Origin of the sequence: Paragemmobacter kunshanensis (assembly GCF_011059185.1) — a bacterium.
Classification (GTDB): Bacteria; Pseudomonadota; Alphaproteobacteria; order Rhodobacterales; family Rhodobacteraceae; genus Paragemmobacter; species Paragemmobacter kunshanensis.
On the sequence record NZ_JAALFE010000008.1, the window covers coordinates 38392 to 61182 of the forward strand.

21 protein-coding genes are annotated in these 22791 nt (G+C 67.4%); 15 read left to right on the forward strand and 6 right to left on the reverse strand.

The window, feature by feature from the left end:
- Nucleotides 1-61: 61 nt before the first annotated feature.
- Nucleotides 62-1225 (forward strand): PP2C family protein-serine/threonine phosphatase, encoded by a 1164-nt coding sequence (locus tag G5V65_RS09720; protein ID WP_343162834.1) that lies wholly within the window; start codon nucleotides 62-64, stop codon nucleotides 1223-1225.
- Here G5V65_RS09720 and G5V65_RS09725 read toward each other — a convergent pair.
- On the reverse strand, nucleotides 1207-1677 hold the full coding sequence (locus G5V65_RS09725) for an NUDIX hydrolase (RefSeq protein ID WP_165049438.1): 471 nt from the start codon (nucleotides 1675-1677) through the stop codon (nucleotides 1207-1209). The genes G5V65_RS09720 and G5V65_RS09725 overlap by 19 nt on opposite strands.
- A 68-nt stretch (nucleotides 1678-1745) precedes the next feature.
- On the opposite strand from G5V65_RS09725, the gene hslO reads away from it, so the two are divergent.
- The 7 genes from hslO to G5V65_RS09760 all read left to right on the forward strand — a co-directional run bounded on the left by hslO (nucleotide 1746) and on the right by G5V65_RS09760 (nucleotide 10039).
- Complete coding sequence (gene hslO / locus G5V65_RS09730; RefSeq protein WP_165049441.1) at nucleotides 1746-2741, forward strand: Hsp33 family molecular chaperone HslO; 996 nt, start codon at nucleotides 1746-1748, stop codon at nucleotides 2739-2741.
- Complete coding sequence (locus G5V65_RS09735; RefSeq protein WP_165049443.1) at nucleotides 2734-3330, forward strand: CoA pyrophosphatase; 597 nt, start codon at nucleotides 2734-2736, stop codon at nucleotides 3328-3330. The genes hslO and G5V65_RS09735 overlap by 8 nt, the downstream gene beginning before the upstream one ends.
- Nucleotides 3327-4466, forward strand: a complete 1140-nt coding sequence (locus G5V65_RS09740; RefSeq protein WP_165049445.1) for a CCA tRNA nucleotidyltransferase — start codon at nucleotides 3327-3329, stop codon at nucleotides 4464-4466. The genes G5V65_RS09735 and G5V65_RS09740 overlap by 4 nt, the downstream gene beginning before the upstream one ends.
- A gap of 59 nt (nucleotides 4467-4525) precedes the next feature.
- Nucleotides 4526-6373: an ATP-binding cassette domain-containing protein gene (locus tag G5V65_RS09745; protein ID WP_165049447.1), complete on the forward strand. Its 1848-nt coding sequence runs from the start codon at nucleotides 4526-4528 to the stop codon at nucleotides 6371-6373.
- Complete coding sequence (locus G5V65_RS09750; RefSeq protein WP_165049449.1) at nucleotides 6370-8223, forward strand: ABC transporter ATP-binding protein; 1854 nt, start codon at nucleotides 6370-6372, stop codon at nucleotides 8221-8223. Before G5V65_RS09745 ends, G5V65_RS09750 begins: the two co-directional genes overlap by 4 nt.
- Nucleotides 8220-9440: a class I SAM-dependent RNA methyltransferase gene (locus tag G5V65_RS09755; RefSeq protein WP_165049452.1), complete on the forward strand. Its 1221-nt coding sequence runs from the start codon at nucleotides 8220-8222 to the stop codon at nucleotides 9438-9440. Before G5V65_RS09750 ends, G5V65_RS09755 begins: the two co-directional genes overlap by 4 nt.
- 101 nt (nucleotides 9441-9541) lie before the next feature.
- Nucleotides 9542-10039, forward strand: coding sequence for a L,D-transpeptidase family protein (locus tag G5V65_RS09760; protein WP_165049454.1), 498 nt, complete (start codon nucleotides 9542-9544; stop codon nucleotides 10037-10039).
- A 59-nt stretch (nucleotides 10040-10098) separates the two neighbouring features.
- On the opposite strand, the gene G5V65_RS09765 is transcribed toward G5V65_RS09760, so the two are convergent.
- Nucleotides 10099-10647: a CAP domain-containing protein gene (locus tag G5V65_RS09765; protein WP_165049456.1), complete on the reverse strand. Its 549-nt coding sequence runs from the start codon at nucleotides 10645-10647 to the stop codon at nucleotides 10099-10101.
- 212 nt (nucleotides 10648-10859) lie between these two features.
- Here G5V65_RS09765 and G5V65_RS09770 point away from each other — a divergent pair, with 212 nt between their 5' ends.
- Together G5V65_RS09770 and G5V65_RS09775 are read left to right on the forward strand one after the other, a co-directional pair.
- The gene (locus G5V65_RS09770; protein ID WP_165049459.1) at nucleotides 10860-11462 is read left to right on the forward strand and encodes a L,D-transpeptidase; all 603 of its coding nucleotides are present in this window, start codon (nucleotides 10860-10862) and stop codon (nucleotides 11460-11462) included.
- Nucleotides 11463-11607: 145 nt separating this feature from the next.
- Nucleotides 11608-11787 (forward strand): hypothetical protein, encoded by a 180-nt coding sequence (locus G5V65_RS09775; protein WP_023663741.1) that lies wholly within the window; start codon nucleotides 11608-11610, stop codon nucleotides 11785-11787.
- Nucleotides 11788-11878: 91 nt separating this feature from the next.
- Here G5V65_RS09775 and hemH read toward each other — a convergent pair whose 3' ends face one another.
- Entirely contained in the window at nucleotides 11879-12934 is a 1056-nt protein-coding gene (gene hemH / locus G5V65_RS09780; protein WP_241250521.1) for a ferrochelatase, read from the reverse strand.
- Between the two features lie 115 nt (nucleotides 12935-13049).
- On the reverse strand, nucleotides 13050-13877 hold the full coding sequence (locus tag G5V65_RS09785; RefSeq protein WP_165049463.1) for an SAM-dependent methyltransferase: 828 nt from the start codon (nucleotides 13875-13877) through the stop codon (nucleotides 13050-13052).
- Between the two features lie 30 nt (nucleotides 13878-13907).
- Between G5V65_RS09785 and G5V65_RS09790 the strand changes: the two genes are divergently transcribed.
- The 5 genes from G5V65_RS09790 (at nucleotide 13908) to G5V65_RS09810 (ending at nucleotide 17227) form a co-directional block, all read left to right on the forward strand.
- The gene (locus G5V65_RS09790) at nucleotides 13908-14621 is read left to right on the forward strand and encodes a ComF family protein (RefSeq protein ID WP_165049465.1); all 714 of its coding nucleotides are present in this window, start codon (nucleotides 13908-13910) and stop codon (nucleotides 14619-14621) included.
- A 40-nt stretch (nucleotides 14622-14661) separates the two neighbouring features.
- Entirely contained in the window at nucleotides 14662-14916 is a 255-nt protein-coding gene (gene grxC, locus G5V65_RS09795; RefSeq protein ID WP_165049467.1) for a glutaredoxin 3, read from the forward strand.
- On the forward strand, nucleotides 14916-15752 hold the full coding sequence (locus G5V65_RS09800; protein ID WP_165049469.1) for a carbon-nitrogen hydrolase family protein: 837 nt from the start codon (nucleotides 14916-14918) through the stop codon (nucleotides 15750-15752). Before grxC ends, G5V65_RS09800 begins: the two co-directional genes overlap by 1 nt.
- Nucleotides 15749-16207, forward strand: coding sequence for a MarR family winged helix-turn-helix transcriptional regulator (locus G5V65_RS09805; protein ID WP_165049471.1), 459 nt, complete (start codon nucleotides 15749-15751; stop codon nucleotides 16205-16207). Before G5V65_RS09800 ends, G5V65_RS09805 begins: the two co-directional genes overlap by 4 nt.
- A gap of 198 nt (nucleotides 16208-16405) precedes the next feature.
- Entirely contained in the window at nucleotides 16406-17227 is an 822-nt protein-coding gene (locus tag G5V65_RS09810) for a YihY/virulence factor BrkB family protein (protein ID WP_165049473.1), read from the forward strand.
- Here the strand turns inward: G5V65_RS09810 and G5V65_RS09815 are convergent.
- Together G5V65_RS09815 and G5V65_RS09820 are read right to left on the reverse strand one after the other, a co-directional pair.
- Complete coding sequence (locus G5V65_RS09815) at nucleotides 17224-20742, reverse strand: translocation/assembly module TamB domain-containing protein (RefSeq protein ID WP_165049475.1); 3519 nt, start codon at nucleotides 20740-20742, stop codon at nucleotides 17224-17226. The two genes, G5V65_RS09810 and G5V65_RS09815, sit on opposite strands and share 4 nt — an antisense overlap.
- Nucleotides 20742-22562 (reverse strand): autotransporter assembly complex protein TamA, encoded by a 1821-nt coding sequence (locus tag G5V65_RS09820; RefSeq protein ID WP_165049477.1) that lies wholly within the window; start codon nucleotides 22560-22562, stop codon nucleotides 20742-20744. The genes G5V65_RS09815 and G5V65_RS09820 overlap by 1 nt, the downstream gene beginning before the upstream one ends.
- Nucleotides 22563-22791: the final 229 nt, after the last annotated feature.

Consider the following 22791-nt stretch of genomic DNA (forward strand, 5'->3'; position numbering starts at 1 on the left):
CCTGTCGGGTCTGGATGCGGGGGATGGGGTGCAGGTCGCGGATGGGACAAGGCGCATATTGGTGGCCGATGACAGCGCGGCGCAGCGGCAGATGCTGTCGCTGCAACTGACGCGCTGGGGCTATGACGTGGCGGTCGCCGCCTCGGGGCAAGAGGCTGTCGAACTTGCGCGTGCGCGGGAATTCGACATCGTGCTCAGCGACTGGGTCATGCCCGGCATGTCGGGGCTGGACCTGTGCCGCGCCTTCCGCGCGATCCCGCGCGATTCCTATGGCTATTTCGTCCTGATCAGCGCGAAATCCGGCAAGTCGGCCGTGGCCGACGGGCTGGAAAGCGGGGCCGACGATTTCCTTACAAAACCGATCGACGCCGCCGAACTGCAGGCCCGCCTGCATGCCGGTGAACGCATCCTTCGGATGCAGGCCGAGTTGCGCCAGCGCAACCAGGATCTGGAACGGCTCTATTCCGCGCTGGAGCGGGACCTCGCCGAAGCGCGGCGCCTTCAGCTTTCGCTGGTGCCAGAGGCCGTGGTCCCCCTTCCCGGGGCCGAGGCCACCTTCCTGATGCAGCCGTCCGGCCATCTGGGCGGTGATCTGGTGGGCTGGTTCCCCCTTGCCGAAGGGCGGGTCGCGCTGTTCTCGGTCGATGTGTCGGGGCATGGCGTGGCCTCGGCCCTGATGGCGGCGCGGATCGCCGCGCTTCTGTCGCCCCATGCGCGTGATCAGAACGTGGCCTTCCTTGAAGGCCGCCCCCTCGCGGCCGGCGCGGTGGTGGAGCGTCTCAACCGCCTGCTCTGCGCCGATCAGCAGGGCGATCTCTACCTGACCATGCTTTATGTCGACATCTGCCTTGCCAGCGGGTCGGCCCATATCGTGCAGGCCGGGCATCCGCATCCCGTGCTGCTTTCGCCCGGCCACGCGCCGCGCCCGCTGGGCGAGGGTGGTTTTCCCGTCGGGCTTGTCCCCGACGCCGGATATGAGGCCCTGACGCTGCAACTGCGCCCCGGGGATCGGCTGGTGATTCCCTCGGACGGCATTACCGAATGTCCGGGCCCCGACGGTGATCTGGGGCAGGCCGGGCTTTGCACCCTGCTGCAGGGGCAGGGTGCGCTGCGTGGCGTGGCCCTTCGCGATGCCATCCTGACGGGCCTCGCCGCCTATGCGGGCAGCAGCGACTTTCCCGATGACATGTCGGCCGTGATCCTGGATTACCGCGGCCCGGACTGACGCCCGCGCCCCGGCACCCCCAGCGCCCGCGCCAGCATGGCGCGATCCCCCGGATTGCCCAGCAGTTCCAGCCCCGCCTCCACCGGCATCCACACCGCCTGATGCCCCGCCTCTGATGGCGGGCCAAGCCGCCTGACCGGCCGCGCCAGATAGACGGAACACAGCTTTTCCGCCCAGAGATCGTATTCCGGCATATAGGTGAACCGCCGGAACGCGCCCAGCCGCCGGTCGATCGCGATGCGCCAGCCAGTCTCTTCGAAGACCTCGCGATGCAGCGCCGCCACCGGATGTTCGCCCGGGTCGATCCCGCCCCCCGGCAACTGGTATTCCGGCACCGGCTCTGCCTGATGCGTGGCCAGCAGGTCGCCGCCATCCAGCAGGATGGCATAGACGCCCGGCCTGCGCCGGTAGCGTTGACCTTGCCGCAGCGGCTCCCCATATCGACGGATCATCTTCTGGCCTCACGGTTGCCCAAGCCATATTGGCGCGCTATTCGGGTCAGGCACAATCAGGAAACCCCATGACCATCGGCTCTCAACTCGCCTGGGACGATACCGTCCTGCCCTTTCAGCTTGATCGCTCCGATATCCGCGGCCGCGTGGCGCGGCTGGACGGCGTGCTGGATCAGGTGCTGAAGCAGCACGCCTATCCGCCCCAGATCGAGGCGCTGGTCGCCGAGACCGCGCTTCTGACGGCGCTGATCGGCCAGGCGATCAAGCTGCGCTGGAAACTCTCGCTGCAAGTTCGCGGCAAGGGCCCGGCCCGGCTGATCGCCACCGATTACTACGGCCCGTCCGAGGATGGCCAACCCGCCCGCATCCGCGCCTATGCCAGCTTCGACAAGGACCGGCTCGATCCCCATGCCGACCCGTTCAGCCAGATCGGCGAAGGCTATCTCGCCGTTCTGATTGATCAGGGCGAAGGCAACGTTCCCTATTCCGGCATCACCCCCATCGCTGGCGGGTCGCTCTCGGCCTGTGCGGAAACCTATTTCGCGCAATCCGAACAGCTGCCCACCCGCTTTGCCGTCACCTTTGGCAGAAGCCAGACACCCGGCCAGCCGCTGCATTGGCGCGCGGGCGGCGTGATGCTGCAGCACATGCCCAAGGCCTCGCCCTTCGTGGCCCAGGGCGCCGCCACCGGCGAAGGCGGGTTGCTGACCCATGCCGATATCCTTTCGGGGGATGAGGGCGAAAACTGGAACCGCGCGAACCTTCTGCTCGACACGGTCGAAGAGATGGAACTGATCGGCCCCTCGGTGCAGCCCACCGATCTGCTGGTCCGGCTGTTTCACGAAGAACAGCCCCGCGTCTTCGATGCGCAGCCTGTCCGCTTTGGCTGCTCCTGTTCGGAAGAGAAGGTCCGCAATTCGCTGTCGATCTATTCGGCCAAGGACATCGCCCATATGACCACCCCCGAAGGGATCGTCACCGCCGATTGCCAGTTCTGCGGCGCGCATTACGAACTCGATCCCGCCACCGTCGGGTTCGAGGCGGAAAAATCCCCGGATGCGTGATCCCGAAGAGACGCTGCGCAAGGCCCTTCTCCGCCCGGCGCGGCCCTCATCGGATTTCGATCTCAATCCCGCGATCACCCTGCCGCCGGGCCGCATCCTGCGCCCGGCGGCGGTTCTCCTGGCAGTCTGGCCCCGCCCCGATGGCGCGCGGCTGATCCTGACAAAGCGCGCCTCGCATCTGAAGCACCATCCCGGCCAGATTGCCCTGCCGGGCGGCAAGGTGGATGAAGGTGATGACGGCGTCATTGCCACCGCCCTGCGCGAAAGCCGCGAAGAGGTGGGCCTTCCCCCCGAACTGGTCGATGTGGCGGGCACCCTGCCGCCGCATGAAACCGTGACCGGCTTCACCGTGACGCCCGTCCTGGGCTTCGTGCGCGGCGATTTCACCCCCCGCCCCGAAGCGGGCGAGGTGGAAGAGGTCTTTACCGTTCCCCTGTCGCATCTGCTGATGCCTGACCGTTTCGCCATCGAACGCCGCCGCTGGCGCAATGAATGGCGGCGCTACTATGCCATCCCCTATGGTCCCTATTACATATGGGGGGCCACCGCCCGCATCCTGCGGGGGCTGGCCGACAGGGTGCAGGGATGATCCTTTCAGGCGACTGGTTGCAGGACAGCGCCGCGCAGGCCGTCTGTGCCGCGCTGGCGGCAGGCGGGCATCAGGCGCTGTTCGTGGGCGGCTGCGTGCGCAACGCGCTGCTGGCCATGCCCATCGGCGATATCGACATCGCCACCGATGCCACCCCCGACCGGGTGATCGCCCTTGCCCGCGCCGCCGGCCTGAAACCCGTTCCCACCGGGATCGACCACGGCACCGTCACCATCGTCGCCGAAGGCCGCCCGCATGAGGTGACAACCTTCCGCCGCGATGTGGAAACCTTTGGCCGCCATGCCACCGTCGCCTTCTCCACCCGGATCGAGGATGACGCCGCCCGCCGCGACTTCACCATGAACGCGCTTTACGCCCGCCCCGATGGCACGCTGGTCGATCCGCTGGGCGGCCTGCCCGACCTGCGCGCGCGTCGTCTCCGCTTTGTCGGCGATCCGGCCCAACGCATCCGCGAGGATTACCTTCGCATCCTGCGCTTCTTCCGCTTCACCGCCTGGTATGGCGATCCCGCGCTGGGCATGGATGCCGAAGGACTCGCCGCCTGCGCCGCCGGGATCGACGGTCTGGCAGGCCTGTCGCGCGAAAGGGTGGGGGCGGAATTCCGCAAGCTGCTTGGCGCGCCCGACCCCGCCCCCGCCGTGGCCAGCATGGCGCAGGCGGGGCTTCTGGCCGCGCTTCTGCCGGGCAGCGATCCGCGCGCCCTTGCGCCGCTTGTGCATCTGGAAGGCCCGCTTCCCCCGCGCTGGCTGCGCCGCCTTGCCGTGCTGGGCGGTCAGGACATGACCGATGCGCTGCGCCTGTCGCGGGCCGAAACGCGCGACCTTGCCCGCCTGCGCGATGCGATCGGCCAGACCACCGCCCCAGCCGTTCTGGGCTGGAAACTGGGGGCGGAACTGGCCGCCGATGCCCTGCTGGCCCGCGCTGCGGTGATGGAAACCCCCCTTCCCCCCGACTGGGCGGCAGAGGTTGCGCGCGGCGCCACCGCCTGTTTTCCCGTCACCGCCGCCGACCTTCCCACGCTGATGGGCCCCGCCCTCGGGCAGGAACTGAAGCGGCTGGAAAAGCTCTGGCTTGCCTCGGGCCTGCGGCTGACTCGGGCCGACCTGCTGCGCTGACGGTTTCCCTTCCGGCCGTTCCGGGCTATATCAGGGGCCAACGCGCAAGAGGCTTCCCCGTGTTCCGCTTATTCGAAGGCCTCGTCGACCCCTACGGTCCCTACGAGCAAACCGATACGCCGCCCCGGCGGCTCTGGCCCTTTCTGAAGGACTATATCCGCCCGTTCCGGATGGTCTTTTCGGTGACGGCTGTCCTGTCGGTGATCACCGCCTTCGCCGATGTGGCGCTGATCTGGTATGTCGGGCGGCTGGTCGATCTGCTGGCCGAGAACGGCCCGCAACAGGCCTGGGCGCTCTACGGCACCGAAATGATCGCCGTCGCCCTGGCCGTTCTGATCCTGCGGCCCGTGCTTCTGGTGGCCAATGTGGCGCTGCTGCACAATGCCATCCTGCCGAACTTCGGCACGATGATCCGCTGGCGGGCGCATGCCCATGTGATCCGTCAACCCGTCGGCTGGTTCGAATCGGATTTCGCGGGCCGCATCGCCAACCGCATCATGCAGACACCCCCCGCCGCGGGCGATGCCGTGTTTCAAACCTTCGATGCCGTGGCCTTCGCCTCTGTCACCGTGGTCGGCGCGGGCATCATGCTGGCCGATGCCGACCCGCGCCTTCTGCTGCCGCTGATCGTCTGGTTCGCGCTCTATGCCCTGCTGGTGCGCTGGACGGTCCGCCACGCGGGCCCCGCGTCCAAGGCCAGTTCGGATGCCCGCTCTGCCGTCACGGGCCGGGTGGTGGATGCCTATACCAATATCCATTCGGTGAAACTCTTCGCCCATGACGCCCGCGAACTGGATTACGCCAAGGAGTCGATCGAACACGCCCGCAAGACCTTTCAGGCCGAAATGCGGATCATCACCAAGATGGATCTGGCGCTGACGGTGCTGAACGGCTTTCTCATCGTCGCCATCACCGGCTGGGCGATCCTTCTGTGGTATCAGGGCGCGGCCAGCATCGGCACCGTCGCCGCCGCCACCGCGCTGGTCCTCAGGCTCAACAACATGACCTACTGGATCATGTGGGCCTTCTCCTCGCTCGTGCAGGCGCTGGGCGTTGTGCAGGAAGGGATGGAAACCATCACCCATCCCATCGGCCTTGTCGATGCGCCGCAGGCGCGGCCCCTCGCCTTCCGCGAAGGCCGGATCGAACTGGATGGCATCGCGCATCACTACGGGCGCGGAACGGGCGGCTTGCAGGGCATCACCCTCACCATCAATCCCGGCGAAAAGATCGGCGTCGTGGGCCGCTCCGGCGCGGGGAAATCCACCCTCGTGAAGCTGATGCTGCGCTTCTACGATTGCGAACAGGGCCGCATCCTGATCGACGGTCAGGATATCGCCCATGTCACCCAATCCAGCCTGCGCAGCCGGATCGGCATGGTCCAGCAGGACAGCTCGCTCCTCCACCGCTCGGTGCGCGACAACATCCTCTACGGCCGCCCCGACGCGACCGAGGACCAGATGATCGCCGCCGCCAGACGCGCCGAGGCGCATGATTTCATCCTGACGCTGGAAGATCCGCAGGGGCGGCGGGGTTATGACGCCCATGTCGGCGAACGCGGCGTGAAACTGTCGGGCGGCCAGCGGCAGCGCGTGGCGCTGGCTCGCGTCATCCTCAAGGACGCGCCCATCCTGATCCTGGACGAGGCGACCTCGGCGCTCGACAGCGAAGCCGAAGCCGCCATCCAGGACGCGCTTTATGGCGTCATGCAGGGCAAGACCGTCATCGCCATCGCGCACCGCCTGTCCACCATCGCCGCGATGGACCGGATCATCGTGCTGGAAGATGGCCGGATCGCCGAACAGGGCACCCATGCCCAACTCCTCGCGCTGGGCGGGCTTTATGCCCGCTTCTGGGCGCGGCAATCGGGCGGTTTCATCGGCCTGGAAGAGGACGCCGCCGAATGAACCTTGCCCGCAGCCTTGGCAATGCGATTGATGCCTTCCGCCCCGCCGATGCCCCCCCGCCCGAGAGGCTGGGGAAATTCTTCCTCTGGTCCCTCTCCGGCTCCTGGCCCGCGCTCATCGTCGCAGGCATCCTGTCCTCGCTGGCGGGGGTCACCGAAGTCGTCTCTGCCCTCATCCTCGGCTGGGTGATCGACGCGGCGCTGGCCTCCGGCCCGGCGAATTTCCTGTCGGATCACTGGCCGCTGATCGCCACCTTCATCCTGTTCTACATGGTCCTGCGCCCGCTGGCCTTTGGCGTTTCGGCGGCGTCGAACTCCATCATCATCGGTCCCAATGTCCTGCCCCTCGTCCTGTCGCGCCTGCACCGCTGGACGCTGGGCCAGGCCGTCACCTTCTTCGACAACGATTTCGCAGGCCGCATCGCCACCAAACAGATGCAGGCCGCCCGCGCCGTCACCGATGTGGCAACCGAAGTCATCAACACCGTCTGCTTCGCGCTGGCCTCCGTCATCGGATCGGTCGTCTTCCTGCTGGCCATCGACAACCGCATCGCGCTGGCGCTTGCCGTCTGGCTGTTGGCCTATGTCCTGCTGATCCGCTTCTTCATGCCCCGCGTGCGCGTCAATTCCGCCGCCCGCGCCTCCAGCCGCGCGATGGTTTCGGGCCAGGTCGTCGACACCATCACCAACATCAAGACCGTCAAGCTCTTCGCCCATGCCGCATTCGAGGACAAGGTCGCCCTGAAATCCATGGAGGTCTTCCGCGAAAGATCCCTCGAATTCGGCGTCATCTCCACCTGGTTCCGCTTTTCCCTGATGACGCTGGCGGGGGTGCTGCCCATCCTTCTGATCGGCGGCGCGGTCCTGCTGTGGATGCAGGGTGCCTCTACCGCAGGCGACATCGCCGCCTCCGGCGCCATCGCCATGCGCATCGCGCAGATGTCGGGCTGGGTCAGCTTCACCCTCATGTCGATCTATACCTCGGTCGGCGAAGTCGAAGACGGCATGAAAACCCTCGCCATCCCGCACGCCCTGGCCGATGCGCCCGATGCCCACGAACTGCCCCCGATCAAGGGCGAGATCACCTTCGACCACGCCAGCTTCGCCTATGGCCGCCAGCGCGGCGGGGTCCGCGATATCGCCCTGACGATCCGCGCAGGCGAAAAGCTGGGCATCGTCGGGGCCTCCGGCGCGGGGAAATCCTCGCTCGTCTCGCTGCTGCTCAGGCTCTATGACACCGAATCCGGCAATGTTCGGGTCGATGGCCACGATGTCCGCACCGTCACGCAAGAAAGCCTCCGCCGCCAGATCGGGATGGTCACGCAGGAAACCGCGATGTTCAACCGATCTGCCCGTGACAACATCGCCTATGGCAAGCCGGGCGCGACGATGGACGAAATCATCGCCGCCGCGAAGGCCGCCGAGGCGCATGATTTCATCACGAACATGGCCGATCACCAGGGGCGCAAGGGCTATGACGCCTTCCTTGGCGAACGCGGCGTCAAACTGTCGGGCGGCCAGCGCCAGCGCATCGCCCTTGCCCGCGCCTTCCTCAAGGACGCCCCCATCCTCGTGCTGGACGAAGCCACCTCTGCGCTGGATTCGGAGGTCGAGGCCAGCATCCAGGAAGCGCTTTCCCGCGTCATGCAGGGCAAGACGGTGCTGGCCATCGCGCACCGCCTCTCCACCATTTCCGCCATGGATCGCATCGTGGTTCTTGACGATGGCCAGATCGTCGAGGAAGGCACCCATGATGCCCTTCTCGCCAAGGGCGGGCTCTATGCGCGCTACTGGAACCGCCAATCCGGCGGCTTCATCGGCACGGATGACGAAAAGGAAGCGGCCGAGTGAAACTGCTGATCGACCGTCTCGGCCACCTTGGCGATGGCATCGCCAAGGGCCCCGAAGGCCCCATCTACATCCCCGGCCTGCTGCCGGGCGAAGAAGTCGAAGGCACGATCCAAGGCGACCGCCTGCTGGATCCCCGCATCGTCACGCCCTCGCCTGATCGCAAGAAACCCCCATGCCCCCATGCCCGCAGCTGCGGCGGCTGCCTGATGCAGCATGCCTCCGATGCCTTCGTGACCGAATGGAAGGAAGGCATCGTCAAGGGCGCGCTGGCGGGGCAGGGGCTGGATGCCCCCTTCCGCCCCACCCATACCTCGCCCCCCAATTCCCGCCGCCGCGCCACGCTGGCGGCGCGGAAAACCAAGGGCGGCGCGCTGATCGGCTTTCACGCGCGTGGGTCTGACCTGATCATCCCCGTCCCGGGCTGCCACCTCCTGCACCCAGACCTTCTCGCCACCCTCCCCGCGCTGGAATCGCTTACCCGCGCGGGCGGTTCGCGCAGCACCGAACTCGCCCTCACCGTCACGCGCAGCCTTGCAGGCCCCGATGTCGCCGTGACAGGCGGCAAGGAACTTGACGCCACCCTTCGCATGGATCTGGCACGCATCGCCGAATCCCACGGCCTTTCCCGGCTGACATGGGATGGCGAAACCGTCGCGCTGCGCGCCGCCCCCATGCAGCGCTTCGGCAAGGCGCTGGTCGCCCCGCCGCCCGGTGCCTTCCTTCAGGCCACCGCCGAAGGCGAAGCGGCCCTTCTCTCCGCCGTGGCCGACGCCATCGCGGGCGCAAGGCGCATCGTGGATCTCTTCGCAGGTTGCGGCACCTTCGCCCTTCCCCTTGCCGAACAGGCCGAGGTTCACGCCCTCGAAGGCGAACCCGCCATGACCGCGGCGCTGGAAAAGGCCTGGCGCGCCACGCCGGGGCTGAAGAAGGTCATCGCCGAAACCCGCGATCTGTTCCGCCGCCCGCTGGAGCCTGACGAATTCAAGGGGATCGACGCCGTGGTGATCGACCCGCCAAGGGCCGGGGCCGAGGCGCAGTTCGCCACCCTTGCCCGCAGCGATGTTCCCGTGATCGCCGCCGTCTCCTGCAACCCGGCCACCTTTGCCCGGGATGCGCGGATGCTGGTTCAGGCGGGCTGGCATCTGGATTGGGTGCAGGTCGTGGATCAGTTCCGCTGGTCGGCGCATGTCGAACTTGTCGCCCGCCTGTCGCGATGACGAATCCGTGAGATGCCCCTGCAAAAGGCTGGCTAGGCAGATCGCCCGAATTCCTCTATTGCCCGCTCAACAACCGCGAAAAGCGATGGGCAGGCAAGGCGATGCGATTTCTGAAGGTTATCCTGTTTCTCTTTCTGGCACTGGCCGTCACGGCCTGCGGCCCGAAATCCAAGTTCCTGCGCTATAACGGCCCCGAGGTGACCTCGGTTCAGGTCCACAAGGCCGCGCGCAAGATGTATCTGCTGCACAATGGCAAGGTGCTGGAATCCTTCGATGTGGCCCTGGGCTTTGCGCCCGAAGGGCACAAGCAGTTCGAAGGCGATGGCAAGACGCCCGAGGGCACCTATTACATCACCCACCGCAACCCGAATTCCGCCTTCCACCTGTCGCTGGGCATTTCCTATCCCAATGTCCGGGATGTGGAATTCGCCAAGGCGGCGGGCAAGCCGCCGGGGGGCGATATCTTCATCCATGGCGGCCCGCGCCGCCCCGTCGCCCGCCGCGACTGGACGGAAGGCTGTATCGCCGTGACGAATGAAGAGATGGAAGTGATCTATTCCATGGTCAAGCCGGGCACCGTGATCCACGTCCTGCCCTGATCGGCGCATGAAAAAAGGGCCGAAAGGCCCTTTTCCTTCCGCGCCGGTCGGGCCCCGCCTCAGGCGGCGGGAATGACCCCCATCTGCTGCGTGCCGGTGACCAGCGTCCACCAGATCTTTCCGTTCGGCTCCTGGAACCAGGCAAAGCCCAGATCCGTCGCCGCCGGATCCAGAACCACACCGCGCATGTCGGGCGATTCCATCCAGGTGGCCAGCGTTTCCAGTTCCGTCTCGAAGGTCTCCGAGATCAGCTCGCCCAGCAACTTGCCCTGGTATCCCACACGGCGCACCCGCTCCAGCGGCGAAGATCCGTCCGAACCGAAATGCCAGGGCCGGTTCTGCACCGACATGTCGCGCGAATGCGTGGCCGCCGCAGCGTTCAACTGCGCGTTCAGCGTAAGCGGCCGCATCCCCCGCGCTGATCGCAGCGCATTGACCGAATCCAGCAACCGATACTCGATCGTGCCCGCGCCCTGCGCCTGGATGTTATAGACCTGCGGCAGCGGCTTGCCGTCGGGGCCAAGTTTCGGCCCGGCGCCCATGCTGGGCATGCAGGCCGACAGCAGGGCCGAGGCTCCGGCCATCATCAGCATCACTCGTCTGTTCATTCCCGTCTGCCCCCATGGCGCGCTTGCGCCGGTCCGTCGCCCTGCTGTCTAGCGAAACCGCCCCGACAGTTCAAATCCATCTCGTGCGGACCGGCCAAAACCGCAACCCTTCGCCGATTGACATGTCTTTGATTTGCCGAAACCCGCGAAAAACGCTATCAGGCCACGAAAAGGCGCCGCGTGGCGCCCAGACCGCAAGAGGCAAGCAGAGAATGAATTCCGACAGCAAGATCAGGCTGAATCGCCGTCATTTCGTCGCCGGGGCCGCGGTGGCGCTGGGCGCGGGCGCCGTGCCCGCCTTCGGCATGGAAGGCTCCACCGAAATGCTGCCCGGCGCGTCCAGTTCCGTGCGCAACAACGCCTCCAGCTTCCGGATGCTGGACTGGCAATCCTATTTCGACAATACCCGCAACGGCGCGATCCTTGTCGATCTCACCTCGCGCGCGCTGCATTTCTGGTCGGAAGACCAGACGATCTATCGCCTCTATCCCACCTCCGTCCCGCTGTCCGAGGATCTTACCCGCCGCGGCCGCACGGAAGTGGTGCAAAAGGTCGTGGCCCCGTCCTGGCGGCCCACGCCCGCGATGCGCGAAAGAAATCCCGAATGGCCCGAGGTGGTGGAAGGCGGCGCACCCGACAACCCCTTGGGAACCCACGCGCTTTACCTGTCCTGGACCTATTACCGCATCCACGGCACCCATGACACGCGCAAGATCGGCCGCCGCTCTTCGAATGGCTGCGTCGGGCTCTACAACGAACATATCCAGGAATTGTTCGGGATGACGAAAGTCGGTACGCAGGTGTTGCTAATTTGACGAAATGCGCACGAACCGAGGGTTTCGCAAAAGCAGCAAGTTGCATTCCGTGAAGGTTGCTGCTTAACAGAAATCACGAGGAATATCTTGGGTGCATGCCGTCGCCTCTGCAACATTCGGCGTCATGCGATAACTGGAGGTTACTATGAAGAAACTTGCGCTCGCTGCCGCTCTGACGGTTGCCGCCTCGACCGCCTTCGCCGGCGGCATGGCCGAACCGGTGATGGAGCCGGAAGTTGTGGAAGCGAACACCTCGTCGTCCGCTGGCGGCATCGTTGTTCCGCTGCTGCTCCTGCTGGTCATCGCGGCTGCTGCCTCGAACTGATCTGTCGGATCACGACACAGGAAAGGGTCGGTGGGTTTCCCACCGACCCTTTTCCTTTGTCCCGGCCGCCTGATGCGAAACCGGCCGCGCCTTAGCGCAGCCAGCCCGTCAGGTTCTCTTCGATCACCGCGACCAGCGCCTCGATATGCGCGGCATCGTCGTTCAGGCAGGGGATATAGGTGAACACCTCGCCCCCCTCATGCTCGAACGCCTCGCGGATCTCGCCGTTGATCTCTTCCAGCGTCTCGATGCAATCCGCCGAAAAGGCCGGCGCGATCACCGCGATCTTCTTCTTCCCTTGTTTGGCGAGTTCCGCCACATGCTCCACCGTATAGGGGCGCAGCCATTCCTCGGGGCCAAAGACGGATTGGAAGGTCGTGTCGATCGACCCCTTCTCCCAACCCAGCCGTTCCCGCAACAGGCGCGAGGTCTTGGCACATTGGCAATGATAGGGATCGCCCGACATGAGGTAACGCTTCGGCATCCCGTGATAGGACGCGACAAGGACATCCGGCTTGTGATCCAGCGCCGCATAGGCCCGTTCCACCGATTGCGCCAGCGCCTCGATATAGGCGGGATGTTCGAAATATTCCGGCACCGTCCGCACGGCGGGCTGGCGCTTTTCCTTCATCATCGCGCGAAAGAACTGATCATTCGCCGTGGCCGAAGTGGCCCCCGCGTAATGCGGATAAAGCGGGAAGAACAGCACCTTCTCGCATCCCGCCTCGACCATGGCGCGCACCTTCGACTCGGTCGATGGATTGCCATAGCGCATGCAGAAATCCACCATCACCTCATCGCCATGCCGCCCGGCCAGGGCCTCGGCGATCTTGCGGGTCTGGTCCTTGGTGATCGTCATCAGCGGGCTTTCGCCCTTTTCGTGATTCCAGATCAGCTTGTAATTCGCCCCCGAAGAGAAGGGCCGCTTCGACAGGATCACAAGCTGCAGCAGCGGCTGCCAGATCCAGGCCGAATAGTCGATCACCCGCTTGTCCGACAGGAATTCGTTCAGATAGCGCCGCATCGACCAGTAGTCGTAATTGTCCGGCGTGCCCAGATTGGCCAGCAGAACCCCGATCTTCGCCCGGCGCACCGGCGGATGGTCGGCGGGGGCATGGGCCAGACGGCCCTCGCCGGGCGCGATCATCCCCGCGCCCGCCCCGTCCGGCGTGGCATCCGTGGTCATGGCCTTGGCATCCAGCATGACGGTTTCCCTGAATCCTGTGTATCAGCGCCGGGACATATAGGCTTATACGGTCGGGTCAACCATTCGGGTCAGTGTCACGAAGCCGCAATTCATCGGTTTTCAGCGCATCGGCAAGGCGACGCGCCGCCGAACCCGGGCGCAGCGGCTTTTGCTGGCTGTCATCGGGGGCCCATCCCGTCAGGCAGATGATCTCGAACTGGGCCGAAACGCGGCCATCGGGCAGGCCGTGATGCCGCGCATAAAGCGCGGCCGCGCGGGCTATCACCGCCCGCCGCGTGGGCCGCCGCAGCCGCGCGGCCAGCGCGTTTCCCTCGCCCATCAGGCGCAGATCGCGGCAAAGCTGCCAGAAATCGGCATAAGTCACCGTTTTCGTGAAGCTGTCCGCCACCGGCAGGGCAAATCCGGCCCGCTGCAGCAATGCGCCCAGATCGCGGATCTCGGCCATGGGCAGCACGCGCGGCGACAGCCCGCCCGTCACCTCGGCCTCGGCCTCGGCAAGGCAGGCGCGCAAACCGGCCAGCGTCTGCCCGCCGAACAGAAACCCAAGAAACAGCCCGTCCGCCCGCAGTGCGCGGCGGGCCTGCACCAGTTGCCCCACCGGATCATTCGCCCAATGCAGCCCCAGCGCATGGATCACCAGATCGTGACCGCCCGGTTGCAGATCCAGCACATCGTCATCCGGCACAAGCCTTGCCCCGGGCAGATCCCAAAGGCCGGGAAAAGGCGTGACCACGGCAATATCCGTAAAGGCCCTGTTAACCTCGATCAGTCTTTCCTGCACTTCCAGCACGACTTCCCGATGCAGGAACAGCGCATCGCCCCGCGCGCGGGCGCGGTTGCGGATCAGGGCAGGGCGGTCGGTCAGGATCGGGGGCGTCTGCATGGCGCGGACCATGGGCAAGCGAGGTTTGGAATGCAAGCACTGCTCCGGCTGATCTATCCGCCGCAATGCCTGTCCTGCGGGGCCGAGGTCGATACCGATTTCGCCCTCTGCCCCGCCTGCTGGCGGGATACGCCCTTCATCACCGGGCTGGTCTGCGATGGCTGCGGCACCCCCCTGCCGGGCGAGGAAAGCACCGCCGTCCATTGCGATGATTGCCTCACCCTGGCCCGGCCCTGGGATCAGGGCCGCGCGGCCCTGCTCTATCGTGACAAGGGGCGCGGCTTCGTGCTGTCGCTCAAGCACGGGGATCGCGGCGATCTCGCCCAACCCGCCGCGCGCTGGATGCATCGCGCCAGCGCGCCGATCCTGCGCCCCGGAATGATCGTGGCCCCCGTCCCGCTGCACTGGCTGCGCCTGCTCCGGCGGCGCTACAACCAGTCGGCCCTGATCTCGGCGGCCTTCGCCCGGCTGGCCGGGCTGGACCACATCCCCGACCTGCTGATCCGCGCCCGCCGCACCCCCACGCAGGACGGCCGCGATCGCGATGGCCGCTTCCGCAATGTCACCGGGGCGATTCGTCTGCATCCCCGCCACGCGGCGCGGATCGCCGGGCGCGAGGTGCTGCTGATCGACGATGTGATGACCAGCGGCGCCACCCTGGCCGCCGGGGCCGAGGCCTGCCTTGCGGCAGGCGCAAGCCGGGTATCCGTCTCGGTGCTGGCCCGCGTTGCGAAGGATGCCTAAATCCCTATAGTTCGGCGCAACGCCGCCAAGGATGCATCCCGTGAAACCTGTCGAGATCTATACAACCCCGATCTGCCCCTATTGCCTGGCCGCCAAGCGGCTGCTTTCGAAAAAGGGCGTCCCCTTCACCGAAATCGACGTCAGCCGCGATCCTTCCCTGCGCGAGAAGATGACCACCCGCGCCGGGGGCCGCCGCACCGTGCCGCAGATCTTCATCGGCGGCACCCATGTCGGCGGCTGCGACGATATCCACGCCCTCGATCACGCCGGCAAACTCGATCCGATGCTCGCCTGATGCGCGCGGGTCTGGTCCAGCTTACGGTTTCGGATGATCCGGCGGCCAACCTGCCGGAAACGCTCGCCCTTGTCCGCGCCGCCGTCGCGGGCGGGGCGGGCTTCGTGCTGACGCCGGAATGCACCAATGCGCTTTCCTCGAACCGCGCCCGCCAGCGGGCGCTGCTCCGGCACGAGGATGACGATCCCACCCTCGCCGCCCTGCGGGATGCGGCGGCCGGGGCCGGGATCTGGCTGCTGGCGGGCTCTCTCGGCCTGCTGACCGAGGATGCCGATGGCCGCTTTGCCAACCGCTCCTTCCTGATCGGCCCGGATGGTGCCATCGCAGCCCGATACGACAAGATCCACATGTTCGATGTGAACGTCTCGGAAACCGAGGTCTACCGCGAATCCTCGGCCTATCGCCCCGGTACAAGGGCGGTTCTCGCCGATACCCCCTTCGGCCGCATCGGCATGACCGTCTGCTACGACCTGCGCTTTCCCCATCTCTACCGCCGCCTCGCCAAGGCCGGGGCTGAAATCCTGACCGTGCCCGCCGCCTTCAACCACATCACCGGCGCGGCGCATTGGGAAACCCTGCTCCGCGCCCGCGCCATCGAAACCGGCTGCTATGTCCTCGCCCCCGCCCAGACCGGCTTCCACCCGGAACAGGATGGCAAGGGCCGCCGCACTCATGGCCACAGCCTCGCCATCGCGCCCTGGGGCGAAATCCTGTCGGACGCAGGCACCGAACCGGGCGTCACCTTCGCCGATCTCGATCTGGCCGAGGTCGCCCGTGCCCGCGACCGCATCCCCTCGCTCTCGCATGACCGCGATTTCACGGGCCCCGATCCATGAGCCCGCGCGCGCCCGACGAAAAGACCGAAGACATCGCCGTCGCCCTGTTCGGCGAGTTGTTCATGACGGATCAGCTCGCCCGCAACCGCATCTCCAAGGTGCTGCCCAAGGGGATGGAGCTGTCGCATTTCGGCGTGCTGAACCATCTCGCGCGCGTGAATGACGAACGCACCCCCGCCCAGCTTGCCCGCGCCTTTCACGTGACGCGCGGGGCCATGACGAACACGCTCACCCGCCTCGAATGGGCGGGCCACATCCACATCCGCCCCGATTGGGATGATGCCCGCCGCAAGTTCGTGGCGATCAGCCCGGCAGGCCGCTCCGCCCGCGATGCCGCCGTGCAGGCCGTGGCCCCCCTGATCGCCGAAGTGGTGCAGGCGCTGGGCGCGGATCGCGTCCGCGCCGTGCTGCCTGTCCTGCGCGAGATGCGGACAAGGCTGGAAGGCGAAGGGTAGGGTGGGCCAAACCGCTACCCGGCAACGCCGCCCCCGGGCCTGACCCGGGACCTCACCCGACACCATCCCAAAAGGCCCCGGCTCAGGCCCGGGGCGCAGGGTCGCCCCTGAGCACCTTCGGGTAGGGCGGGGTTCACCCCGCCACCCCAAACGAACCCCGCGCTACACATTCTCGCCATCCCCCCCTACATTCCCCCCATGCGCCTGCCCAACATCCCCACCATCCTCAAGGATCTCTGGCACCTCTCGGATGAGCGGGAGCTTGATCTCATCGCCGCGGGCATCGCCTTCTATGGCTTCCTCGCCCTCTTTCCCGGCGCGGCGGCGGTGATCGCCATCTGGGGCAGCTTCGCCGATGCCACCCTCATCCGGGAAGAGCTGGAGCTTGCCCGCGACTACCTCCCCCCCGATTCCTGGACGCTGATCTCGAACCAGGTCGAGGCGCTGCTTGCCGTGCAATCCGGGCTTGGCCTTGCGACGGCGATCTCGCTCTTCCTTGCCCTCTGGACGGCGCGCGCCTCGGTCGCGGCGCTGATGCGCGGGCTGAACGCCATCCATGGCCTGCCCAACCGCGCCGGGCACTGGCATCACCTGCGCGCGCTGCTTCTTACCTTCGTGATGGTGGGTCTTGCCATCGCCGCGCTGATGGCCGCCGTCGTGGGCCCGCTTGTCCTGTCCTTCTTCCCGCTGGGGGCCTTCGCCACGATCGCGCTGGAAGGCGTGCAGCTTGCCGTCAGCCTGCTGATCGTCGTCCTCGGCGTGGCGCTGATCTATCGCCTCGGGCTGAACCGCCAGATCAACCACCCGCTCTTCACGCGGGGCATCCTCGTGGCGGTCCTCATCTGGATCGCCGCCTCGCGCGGGCTGGTCATCTATCTGGCCAATTTCGATACCTACAACCGCATCTACGGCTCCATCGGGGCGGTGGCCGCGCTGCTTGTCTGGCTTTACCTGTCGGGCTACGCGATTCTGCTTGGCGCGGCGGTCGATGCCTCGCGCGCCAAGCGGGGGCTGTCCTAGTAGTCCTTCTCGAAGAAGATCCCCAAGCCTGCCCCGCCCGCCGATCCGGTGCTGCCCCGCACGGTGACCGAATCGCTCAGATCCAGGTTCAGGTTGATCTGGCTTTGCCCCTGATCATCCACCTCCACCTCGGAATAAAGGTTCTCGGTCAGGTATTTCCCCGCCCGCAGCGTGGCCCCGCCATTCGCGCCCGTCTGCACATCCAGATCATCCAGACCAAAGCCCTGCCGCAGCCGCCCCACGATCCCCACGCCGCCACGCCCTGCCAGCGTCGCCACCGCATTGGCCAGTTGCGCCGCCTGCAGGGCGGACAGCGTCTCGATCCCGCGCCCGAACAGCAGCCGCGACAGCACCTCTTCCTCGGGAAGTTCCGGGCTGGAACGGAAACTCACCACTGGCTCTGTCGCCGGCCCGTCAATGCGGATGAAACTTGTCACCCCATCGCTTTCATTCGACGCCGCCACCGCCACCATCGGCACGAAATCCCCCTCCAGCGTCAGCGTCGCCTCGCTCAGGTCCAGCCGCTTGCCCAGAATGTCCAGCCGCCCCCGGATCAGGTTGAACGCCCCCGAAGGCACCACCGCCGCCGTCGTGCCGCCCAGCCGCAACGCGCCGCCCAGTTCCGCATCCAGCCCCCGGCCCCGGACATAGATCTGCGACGGGGCAGAGATCAGCAGGTCAATCCCGATAGGCCGCGCAGCGCCGCCACCCCCGCCGCCCCCGGACCCATCGTTCAGCATCCCGGCCCGCGCCCGCGTGGCGCGCACATCGGCAGGTTCGTTCACATGGCGCAGCCCCGCGATATCCGCAGCACCCCCTAACCCGGTCGAAGGGATCTGAATTTCCGTCCCGCTCAGGGTGATCTGCCCCGCCACCTGCCCGCCGCCCGCCATCGGCCCGCGCAGGGTGATCTCGCCATTCGCCGTGGTCTGAAACAGTTGCGGATCGCGCAGCACCGCCCCGCGCAGCCCCACCCGCAGATCGGCCGGGAAAGGCGCGGCAAGGCCAAGGCTGCCGCCCAGATCCAGCCGCCCGCCGCTGGTCAGCGCGGCACCGCCCGAAATCTGCGCCCGGCTGTTGGCCAGATCTGCCGTCACCGTCACATCCTCCAGCGCGAAGAACAGGTTCGGGTCCGCGATCCGCCCCCCGCTCAGCCCCACCCGCCCCGAAAGCGACGACAGCGCGAAAGGCCCCCGCAGCCCCAGATCGAAGCGCACAGGCCCGGAAATCAACTGCCCCGGCAAGAATGCATTGGCCAGCCCCGCCTGCGCCGCCCCCGCGATGCGCAGATCGCCGCCCGATCCATCGCCCCGCAGCAGCCCCGTCACCCGCGCGTCGATGCCGCCCGGGCCTTGCCCGCGCAGGTTCAGGTCATAGCCCTGCGCCCCGCCGGTCGCCGTGCCGCCAATCGTCAGTGCGCCGGGAAACTCCGGCAGCAGCAAGGCCAGATCCGCCAGCCGCGCCGAAAGCTCCAGCCGCCGCGCGGCATCCCCCGTCACGCTCGCCTGCACCTGCGGATTGCGAAGCTCGGCCCGGTTCAGCACGCCCGCGCCATCCGCCAGCGACAGGTCTACCGCCAGCACGGTCTGCCCGCGCAGCAGCCGGTCCGCCTCGGCCTGCCCGATGGCCAGATCGCGCCCCGTGCCCTCCAGCGTCACCCGCGCGCCCTCCGCCGCGCCCTGATAGCGCAGCGTCCCGTCCAGCGCGCCGCGATAGGCCCCGCCCATGGCCGACAGATCGCTGAAATCCAGCCGCGCGGTCACGTCGCTTGCCCCGCTGCTGATCGTGCCGCGCGCCTCGGCCCGCAGGCTCTGCGCCGTCACGCTCAACTCGCGCAACTCGGTTCCCGTCTCCGTCCGTGCGGCAGAAAGGTCGATCCGCGATTGCCCGCGCAACAGCCCGTCCACCTCGGCCTGCGCAATCGCCACATCCGTCCCGGTCAGCGCGGCCTCTATGTCAAAGGCCCCCGATAGCGGGCTTCCGCTCCCCGAAACCGTCAGTGCCGCCGCCCCCGCCAAAGGCCGCCCCGCCAGCGCCGACAGCCGCGAAAGGTCCTCCATCCGCGCCTCGCCCGCCCCCGAAACCGTCAGCGCTGATTGAAGCCCCTCGATCACCGCGCGGCCCGTCAGGCCATAATCGGCCCCCTCCAGCACGATCCGCGGCAGCCGCAGCCCATCGCCCCCCTGCCGCCAGGACAGCACCACCTGCCCCGTCACATCCCGCCCCAGCGCCGCCGCCACGCCGGCATCCTCCGGCACCACGCCCTCGCCCGCGAAATCCAGCGTCGCGCCCAGATGCGCCGCGCCGTCGCGCTGCCAGATCCGCCCCGATCCGCGCAGCGCCAGCCGATCCGCGGCCAGCCCCGCCCGGTCCAGCCCGGCGATCACCACATCGCCCGTCCAGCCCTCGCCCGCCGCCCGGTCATAGGCCAGCGACAGATCGACGGATCGCACCCGCGTCCGATCCGCCCCCGACAGCGGCAGCAGCACCGGCGTTCCATCCGCCAGCCCGATCCGCCCTTGCAGATCAAAGGCCAGCGGCAGCCCATCCGCCCCCAGCGTCGCCTCCCCCGCAAGATCCAGCGCCTGCGCATCCATGGCAAGTGTCCGCAGCCGCAGCACCCCCTCGGCCGACCGTTCCCCCACCGCCTTCAGCGCGATCCGGTCGCCGAAGAAATCCGCATATTCCGGCATCCACAGCGGCGCGAGGTCGCCCGCCAGATCCACGTCGAACCCCTGCGCCCCGCCCTCGGCCCCCAGCAGTTCCACCGTGCCTGCCAGCCGCTCCTGCCCATCCGTCTGCAAGCCCACCGTCGCCACGAAATCGGCAATCGGCCCGTCGCCCTGCACGGCCAGCCGCGCCTCTGGCGCCCCCGGAATGCCCAGCTTCGTCACCGCGATGCCCCCGGCCTCTTCCTCGGCCAGCAGATCCAGCAGGAACTGCCCGGTCTCATTGGCATAGGCCGCCGTCAGCGCCAGCCGCCCCGCAGGCCCCTGATCCGTCCGCTCCAGCACCAGCGCCGTGCGCCCCTCGCCGCCTGCCAGTTCGGCGCTTGCCTCCAGCCGCCCTTCCAGCGCCTCGCCCAGAACGGCCTCGCCCAGAACGATCCGGTCCGCCGCCAGCCGCCCGATGGAAATCGACACCGGCAGATCGGGCAGCGCAAAGCCCCCCGCTTCCGGCGAAGGCGCGCTTTCCCCGGCCTCCGGCACCCGCACCAGCACGATCTCCCGCGCCGAAAGCTCGGCCACCTCCACCACCCCGCGCAGCAGGGCAGACCGGCTCCAGTCCAGCACCACCCCGTCCAGCGTGATCCAGATCCCGTCCTCATCGGCAATCGTCAGCCGCTCGATCGTGGCCCGCGACGACAGCGCCCCTTCAAAGCCGGTGATCACCACCGCCCGCCCGGCCCCGGAAAGATTGTCCTCCAGAAGCGCGGTCAGATAGCCCCGGTCATCCTCCTGCGCCACGGCGGCCAGCGGCAGGGAACACAGCGCAAGTGCAGGCCATATCCGCATCAGAAAGCCTGCCCCAGTCCCACATAGATCTGCAGCCCGTCCCCGGTCGTCCCGCCCACCGGCATGGCCAGGTCCAGCCGGATCGGCCCGAACCCGGTATCATAGCGCAGGCCCAACCCCGCCCCCGAATGCCAGTCCCCGGCGGTGCCGAAGAAATCCCCCACGTCGATCCGCCCGGCATCGAAAAAGCCCACCACGCCGATGGCATCCGTCACCTTGGCCCGCGCCTCAAGCTGGGCGCCGATGAAATGCGTGCCGCCGATCTTGGGCGACAGCAGCCCCCGCGTCACATTCACGCCCAGCGATTGATAGGGCTGCCCCCGCACCGTACCGCCGCCACCACTGTAGAACAGATCGTCGCGCGGCGTGGCCAGCAGGCTCGATCCCGTGACCATGCCCAGTTGCAGCCGCCCCGCCAGAACAAAGCGATCCTCTGCCCCAAGGCCCAGATAGGCCCGCGCGTCCAGCGTGCTGCGGATGCCGCTGCCGGTGGTGCCAAAGCCGAAGAAGGGCTTCACCTCGCCATCCAGGTAATAGCCCGACGTGGCATCCGTCTTGTCGTTCCGCCTGTCCAGCGTCACCCCGATGGGCACCGATACATTGCGGAACAGGAAATCATCCACAAGGTCGCGGCCATTGGCATATTCATAGTCGAACCCGATCCGCCCGGTCAGGTTGTCGCTGAAATAATGCGTCAGGCCCAGCCCCAGCGTCGCCACATCGGCCTGGAAATCCTCTTCGTCCAGATGGCCGATCTCGGCGGCAAAGCCCAGCGTCGTATCGGGGGTCAGCGTGGCCGGGCGATCCAGCGTCAGGCCCAGCTTGTAGTCGATCCCGCTGTTCTGCGCGCCGATATTGGCAATCTCTCCATCCACGCGCAGCCGCTCTGCCCCGCCCAGCAGGTTGCGGTGCAGCCAGTAGCCCGAAAGCGACAGCCCATCCTGACTGGCGATCTCGGCACCAAGGCTGAACCGGCGCGGCTTCTCTTCCACCACCGTGGCGGTGATCGGCAGAAGATCGGGGGAAAGCACCTCGCCCTCGGCCAGGGTCACCGATTTGAACACGCCGGTCCGGCGCAGGCGGTTCGCCGCACGGTCCAGTTCCTCGGGCGAGAAGACCTCGCCCTCGGGCAGGCCCGCGATCTTGACGATCCGCCGTTCCCGCATCCGCGCCTCGCCCTCTACGGCCAGGGGCCCGAACCGCAGGCGCGGCCCCGGCTCCAGCGCGATCCGCGCGGCAAGCGTCGCGTCGCGGTGATCGGCGGTCACCTCCTGCCCGGCGATCCCAGCCTTGGCATGGCCCGCATCGCGCCAGCCCGCCACCCCCGCCGCCGCCGCATCCCGCACCGTGCCCGAAAGGGCAGGCTGGCCGATGACAAAGCCGCGCGGCAACTCGGTTCCCGCCGCAAGCGGTGCCACCCGCGCTTCGGAAAAGCGGAAGGCAGGGCCGGGCTCTACCCGCACCTCGATCACATTGATCCGCGCGGGGGCATCCAGTGGCGCGATGCCCGCCGCCTCGCGCCCGTCGATCCGGATGCTGATCACCCCCGAATAATGGCCCGCCGCATAAAGCGTGCCCAGCAGCCGCCCGTATTCCGCCCGTGCTGCCGCGAACAGGTCTTGCGCGTCTTCCTGCCCGTCCAGTTCCGAAGACATCAGCAGCGACGCCCCCTTCAGCGCGGCCAGCAGGTCCTTGTCGGCCCCTGGTGCCTGAAACTCCAGCCGATCCAGCGCCTGCCCGGGCCCGGCCAGAACGGCCAGCGCCGCCGCCGCCGCGAAAACCCTGCGGCGGGGCAAAAGTCGGGTGAAACGGGTGATCATCTATCCTCCGGGCGCAATGTTAAGACTATTGCAACTCCCCCCCGGCGACGCAATCGCCCTGCCGATCACACTGCCGAAATCCGCCGGATCGCAGGGATGGTGTCGCAGCCGAATCGCGGCATGCCGGGTTGGCCCCGCCAAGGGCGGCCCGAACCGCCCCCGCGGATCGCTGAAGTTTCCGATTTGCGTTAACCTTGTCGCGCAACTGCCGTTCCGGCGGCCTGCGCAT